The organism is Arthrobacter sp. fls2-241-R2A-200 (genome assembly GCF_030209745.1).
Taxonomy (GTDB): Bacteria; Actinomycetota; Actinomycetes; order Actinomycetales; family Micrococcaceae; genus Arthrobacter.
In genome coordinates this window covers 1-4,013 of sequence record NZ_JARVRJ010000025.1, presented here as the reverse complement: position 1 = coordinate 4,013, position 4,013 = coordinate 1, and the positions used below count along the sequence as shown (strand labels likewise).

General features: G+C 61.3%; 5 protein-coding genes. All 5 read left to right on the top strand.

Going from position 1 to position 4,013, the window contains the following annotated elements:
* On the top strand, window positions 1-973 hold a 973-nt coding region (pqqB, locus tag QRN42_RS17865), incomplete at its 5' end, for a pyrroloquinoline quinone biosynthesis protein PqqB (RefSeq protein ID WP_284980452.1).
* A gap of 9 nt (window positions 974-982) precedes the next feature.
* Window positions 983-1,675 (top strand): pyrroloquinoline-quinone synthase PqqC, encoded by a 693-nt coding sequence (pqqC, locus tag QRN42_RS17860; RefSeq protein WP_284980451.1) that lies wholly within the window; start codon window positions 983-985, stop codon window positions 1,673-1,675.
* Complete coding sequence (pqqD, locus tag QRN42_RS17855; RefSeq protein WP_284980450.1) at window positions 1,662-1,940, top strand: pyrroloquinoline quinone biosynthesis peptide chaperone PqqD; 279 nt, start codon at window positions 1,662-1,664, stop codon at window positions 1,938-1,940. The genes pqqC and pqqD overlap by 14 nt, the downstream gene beginning before the upstream one ends.
* A complete protein-coding gene (gene pqqE, locus QRN42_RS17850) occupies window positions 1,933-3,117 on the top strand; it encodes a pyrroloquinoline quinone biosynthesis protein PqqE (RefSeq protein WP_284980449.1) in 1,185 nt (394 codons plus the stop codon). The genes pqqD and pqqE overlap by 8 nt, the downstream gene beginning before the upstream one ends.
* On the top strand, window positions 3,114-3,656 hold the full coding sequence (locus tag QRN42_RS17845) for a manganese efflux pump MntP (protein WP_284980448.1): 543 nt from the start codon (window positions 3,114-3,116) through the stop codon (window positions 3,654-3,656). Before pqqE ends, QRN42_RS17845 begins: the two co-directional genes overlap by 4 nt.
* Window positions 3,657-4,013 lie beyond the last annotated feature (357 nt).

Here is a 4,013-nt window from a genome sequence, read left to right as displayed (position 1 = left end):
ACCACAAAGGGGTGCCGGACCAACCCGGCCCGGCACCCCACCACCAACCAACACAGCTGAGCGAAAGGACTACAGGGAGATGTGGGTGCGCGTACTCGGCTCAGCAGCGGGAGGAGGATTCCCCCAGTGGAATTGCTCATGCCCCAGGTGCAGCGCAGCACGCACAGGCTCGCGGCCCTGCCTCCGTCGATCCCAGTCGTCCATCGCCATAAGCGCCGATCGTCGCCGGTGGTTCCTGTTCAATACCTCACCGGACGTCCAGTCGCAGCTGGAGTCGTTTCCTGCCCTGCACACCGAATCCGGCAGCGTGGTTCCGTTGCAGTCTGTGCTGCTGACCGACGCCGAGCTCGACCATACCCTCGGCCTGCTCCTGATGCGCGAAGGGCGGTCACTCGACGTGCACGCAACGGAGTCGGTGTACCAGACCCTCACCTCGGGAACGAGTTTGCTCCGGACGCTCGAAGCCTACTGCCCGGTCACGTGGCAACCAGTAATTCCCGGCGCCGAGGTAATGCTTGGCGACGGTCTATCGTATTGCGCATTCGATGTCCCGACCACCAAGCCCATGCGCTTTCCAGGGTCCGTGGCGAACGGCCGGGTCGTGGGTTACCGCGTCACCGACACCATCAATGGTCGAAGCTTGGTATACCTGCCGTGCGTTCAAGAACTGACACCTGCGATCCTCAAGGAATTCACGGGATCTTCGGTTTTGTTGGTGGACGGCACCTTCTGGAGTGATGACGAGATGCCCGGCCTCGGCTTGGCCACCAAGACCTCACGCGACATGGGGCACGTACCCATCGATGGACCCGGCGGCAGTCTTGAGCTGCTTTCATGGCAACACATCGAGCGCCGGATTTACATCCATATCAACAACACAAATCCGATCTTGCTCGATGACTCCCCGGAACGGGCTTACCTCGACCGGCATGGCTTGGAAGTGGCCGTCGATGGGCTGGAACTGGAAATTTAAGGAGTAATGATGACGGAAGTACTCACCCCCGATGAACTCGAGCAGGCTCTCCGCGCCCACGCCAAGCAGTACCACAGCGAGCACCCTTTCCATCAGCGGATGAATGAGGGACAGTCGAGTCGCGAAGAGATCCGGGGGTGGGTTGCAAACCGTTTCTACTACCAGGTAAACATTCCCCGGAAAGATGGTGCGATTCTCAGCAGTTGCCCGGACAGTGAAGTCCGACGCCGCTGGGTACAGCGCATCATTGACCACGATGGCACCACCGCCGGGACTGGAGGAATCGAGTCGTGGCTGCGTTTGGGTGAAGCAGTGGGCCTGACGCGTGAGGAGCTCGAGGACTCCCGGCATCTGCTGCCCGGTGTGCGATTCGCCGTCGACGCATACGTTACCTTCACCCGTACCCGACCATGGGTAGAAGCCGTGGCTTCGTCGCTGACGGAGTTGTTCGCACCCAACTTGATGGCGGAGCGGCTAGCGGCCTTCGAGCGCCATTACACGTGGATCCGTCCGGAGGGTCTTGCCTATTTCCGTTCCCGCCTTACACAAGCACCCCGCGATTCCCAGCACGGTCTGGAGATTGTGCGTAAACATTGTGTCACCTCGGAAACACAAGCAGCAGCGGTTTCGGCGCTGTCCTTCAAGTGCGACGTGCTGTGGAGCATGCTCGACGCGATGGAGCAGGGCTATGGAAATCGTTGACGAAACCGCGCGTCCCCGGCTGGCGCCGCACGTGCGGATGACCTTCAACGCAGCACGCGGCGAACACGCGTTGCTCTCACCGGAGACGGTCTGGGTCCTCAACTCCACCGGCGCGGCCATCGTCGAATTGTGCGATGCGGAACGAACGGTCGCCGAGATCAGTGTCGAGCTGCGAAGCCGGTATGACCAGGTCGCCGAAGGCGACGTCCAACGCTTTGTGGCGGAACTCGTCGCCAAGCATGGCATGGAGGTAGATCATGGATAAGCCCTACGGACTGCTGGCAGAGCTCACGTATTCGTGCCCGCTGCATTGCGCCTATTGTTCCAATCCACTCGAGCTCGATAACTATCGTGACGAGCTCACCACCGAGGAATGGCAACGCGTATTTGCCGAGGCTGCCGATCTGGGCGTGCTTCAGCTCCACCTCTCGGGCGGTGAACCGCTTCAGCGCCGCGACATCGTGGACCTGGTCAGGTCTGCCAACCAAGTCGGCCTATACACCAATCTGATTACCAGCGGGCTGGGTTTGTCCCTTCGTCGCGCCGAACAACTCCGCGAAGCGGGACTTGACCACGTGCAATTGAGCATCCAGGCGGACGAGCAAGCGCTGTCTGACCACATCGCCGGCACCCCGTCATTTGAGCGCAAACATGTGGCCGCGGGGCTCGTCAAACAGTTGGGCTGGCCTCTTACGCTCAACGTTGTGCTCCATCAGCAGAACATCGACCGGATCTCCGGCATCCTCGACATGGCCGAAGCCATGGAAGCTGACCGTATAGAACTGGCCAACACACAATACGCGGGTTGGGCGGGTCCCAACCAGGCCGGATTGCTTCCCAGCAGGGACCAACTTGAGCGCGCGGAAGCGCTCGTCCAAGCAGCCAAAGAGCGCCTCGGGAACAGAATGGAGATCATCTACGTCATCCCCGACTACTACAGCAAGTACCCCAAGCCTTGCATGGATGGGTGGGCCAGTCGCCAGTTCACGGTAGTGCCTAACGGCGAAGCGCTCCCATGCCCGGCCGCCCATGAATTGGCTCGCAGCCTGGACCTACCTCCTGCCAACGTGCGAGACCACTCGCTTGGGTGGATTTGGGAGGAGGCACCCCTGTTTCAACAGTTCCGGGGTGATGCCTGGATGCCGGATCCTTGCCGCAGCTGTGACCGTAAGGACATCGACTTCGGGGGCTGCCGCTGCCAGGCGTTTGCGCTCACGGGTGATGCTGCAAAGACCGACCCCGTTTGTCACCTTTCGCCTGACCACGGGCTCGTCGAGGCTGCGGTGGCCGCGGCGAACGACCCCAACAGCCCCACAGAACGAACCTTGATTCCCCGACCCCAAATGGGTCGTCCATTTCGGAAGACGACGGCGACGCAGGGAACGACGGCGGGGACTCCGGTCACGCTCCTACCCACCGTCTTGAAAGGCCAACACTCGTGATTGCGCTTTTGGGTTTCGGGTTCGCCCTCAGTCTCGACAACTTTCGCACGTCCGTGATCCTTGGAGGGCTCAAGCCATCTTGGCGTACCTCGGTGAGAACCTCTGCCATCTTTGGCCTATGGGATGGCCTGGCCCCGCTTGCCGGGATGGTTATCGGCGCGTATCTCAGCACGCAGATCGCGGACGTCGCCCAGATCATCGGGGCCATCGGCCTTGCGGCTTATGGCCTTTGGGTCGTCATAAAGGCGATCCGCTCGCCGGAGCACGCCGACCTGGATATGAAGACCGCGCGGCGCTGGCTGCCCGTACCGTTGAGCATTGACAACGTGGCCGCAGGAGCAGCTTTGGGCCTGGCCGGCCACGAACCGTGGATTGCGCCCATCCTCTTCGCGTTCACCACCTTTGTGATGTCCGTGGCGGGTCACCAGATCGGCCGCAGCATAGCCAACTTCATCCCATTCATTCGTACCGATCTCCTGACCGGTGCACTGTTTTTGGTGATGGCAGTTCTCACGTTCGCTGGCCTAGGAGACTCCTGATGCCCGACGTTGAGGCGAAAAACGGGACCCGGAACACTACTCGGCCACCGTGCTACCGATGCGGCGAACCCCATACCGCGGAGGACGCGGAGCGCCACACTGAGCCGGTCAACTGCGACGTCTGTCCACGCTGCGCGATGAAGCCAGCATGCTATACATGCCGCAATATGTACTGCCCTTGCGAGGTGCACCAACTCGGGAAGTCATAAGAGGACGACGGAGACGTAGGTATGACTGCTCGACGGCGGCGGCGGCGGCGCCGGCGGTCATGTACTGGGTGCGGTGTTTGGTGTTTTGGGTGCTTAAATGCGGGGAGCCCCGACCGTGTGGTCGGGGCTCCCCGGTTGAATGGTTGTC

Bases quoted from the DNA above. Each gene is read 5' to 3' on its own strand.
- pqqD (WP_284980450.1), top strand. From the start codon at position 1,662: ATGGAAATCGTTGACGAAACCGCGCGTCCCCGGCTGGCGCCGCACGTG.
- pqqE (WP_284980449.1), top strand. From the start codon at position 1,933: ATGGATAAGCCCTACGGACTGCTGGCAGAGCTCACGTATTCGTGCCCG.
- pqqC (WP_284980451.1), top strand. From the start codon at position 983: ATGACGGAAGTACTCACCCCCGATGAACTCGAGCAGGCTCTCCGCGCC.